Annotated in this window: 1 protein-coding gene; it reads right to left on the bottom strand. The window is 50.9% G+C overall.

Annotated features, from left to right (window positions below; all coding sequences use genetic code 11):
• Positions 1-164: 164 nt before the first annotated feature.
• Positions 165-1,664 (bottom strand): transposase, encoded by a 1,500-nt coding sequence (locus tag EYC98_RS21635; protein WP_279247497.1) that lies wholly within the window; start codon positions 1,662-1,664, stop codon positions 165-167.
• Between the last annotated feature and the right edge of the window lie 220 nt (positions 1,665-1,884).

Raw genomic sequence — 1,884 nt, 5'->3', positions numbered from 1 at the left:
GGCTGAAACGGTCTCCAGCTATTATAAATATGCTAATTAGTCACTCATTGAATATTAATTGCCTGTATTTGTGAGGCTTATTATTAATGGGGCTCTCCCAACTCGCAAGATGCCCTGCCAGCTTCATCCTTGAGCAGCACATTTCTACACATTCCCTGTGATTCTTAGTCGAAGAGTCTTGCTTGAGGCGGCGCTCTCGGTTCTGGCAGTTGATTAGCTGAGGCTAATGCCCCGGATTTGGCATCTAGATGATCCAGAATTTTCTTGATGACTATAGGATCTTCGATGCATGCGATGATCTTGACCGCACCGCTACATCGATTGCAGATCGTGATATCGATATTAAACACGCGTTTAAGCCGTTGCGCCCAGGTCATTTCCTTATGCTCACCCACTGTCGGCTCAGCACTCTTCTTGCTCTTTAAGTCAAGCTTATTGCTGCCCTTGCCCCGTTTAGCCGGCGTCACGTGGATTCGATACTTGCTATTGGGCGCCAGAACTCCATGAAACCGCGTCAGATTGGCTCGGGGTTTAGGCACGAGAGCAGCCAGCTTGGCAATAAAGTCCAATGGTTCGAAGATGACGTGCGTAGTCCCATCTCTGTAAGGTGTCTTTAGCTCGTATCTGACCTTACCATGCGAGGTGACTGCCAATCGCTTTTCTGATACGCCGGGCCGGGCGATATAGCGGCACAAACGTTCCAGCTTCTTACGTTCACGCGTTTTTGTTGCCACACCGGCATGCAGCGAAAAACCGGCAATTTTTCCGACCTGGTTAATACCGAAATCATCATCTTCCCAGGACGGGATCGTTTGCAAGGTGAAAACTTTACGCCCTTGCTGAGGACCCACCGCGATTCGATACGTGATGGAGTGGCCTTGAAGCTGGCTCATCGCATCGTCGTCTTGTAAATCCAGCGTTAAATAACTGCTTTCATCATCTCGCGTCAATAGCCCCTGGCGCTCCAGATGCCGTGCAACGCGCTGGCTAATCGTCGCGACCAGTGTGTTTAGCTCATTAGTCGTGGGGGCGTTAACGCGGTGAAACCGCAGTTTTCCATTATCTTTTTGCTGGTAAACACCATCAATGAAAAGAGCGTGGAAGTGTAGGTTGAGATTGAGAGCTGATCCAAATCGCTGTATCAGTGTGACGGCGCCCGTTTGCGCCTGCGCTTTATTGGAACCCGCTTTTTTGATCAGATGTGTTGATATCACTCGGTTAACAATAGCCAGCACTTTACTCATCACCTGTGGGCTGTTGGCCAGTAAAAATCGTAGGGGGTAGGGGAAACTGAGCACCCATTGCCGAATGGGTTTGTAGGGTAAGACGTCATCCACCAGCAGTGAGGCGGTTTCCGCCATACGCCTTGCACCACAACTGGGGCAAAAGCCTCGGCGTTTGCAGCTGAAGGCCACCAGATGTTCGTGGTGACAGTCTTCGCAACGAACTCGAAGAAATCCACGCTCCAATCGGCCGCAATCAAGATACTCGTCAAACTCGCGCGCGACATGGCGAGGCAAATAGCTTCCCACTTCGCCCAAGTGCGACTGAAACTCGGGCCAATGGCGCTCGATAAGTTGGTAAAGCATTGTTTGCTCTGGCTTGTGGCGAATATAGGCAAACACTTCACCGCCAGACATCCTGTCCGACCATGCGTGGTTCATGAAGCGCGTCCTTGCGTTACTTCATTTTATTCAGTTTATCAGGCTTTGTTCGCAATAATAGGTGGGCTATGGCGCTTGTCACATGAATGGATTCTGGGCTGGGCGCTCCCGTCCAGCTCCTGATGGGCAAACCGGATCAGGGGTTCGGCCGCAGCTCGAAGTTCGGTTTGCGTTTTGCCTTACCCTTCTTCAACTTACCGCCACCAGCCACAAAAACTCC

This window comes from Candidatus Litorirhabdus singularis (assembly GCF_026262625.1).
GTDB lineage: Bacteria > Pseudomonadota > Gammaproteobacteria > Pseudomonadales > Halieaceae > Litorirhabdus > Litorirhabdus singularis.
The sequence above is the reverse complement of the archived record's forward strand: the minus strand, read 5'-3'. Positions and strand labels throughout refer to the sequence as shown.

Coding starts and splice junctions, on each gene's coding strand:
- EYC98_RS21635 (WP_279247497.1), bottom strand. CDS start 1,664: ATGAACCACGCATGGTCGGACAGGATGTCTGGCGGTGAAGTGTTTGCC.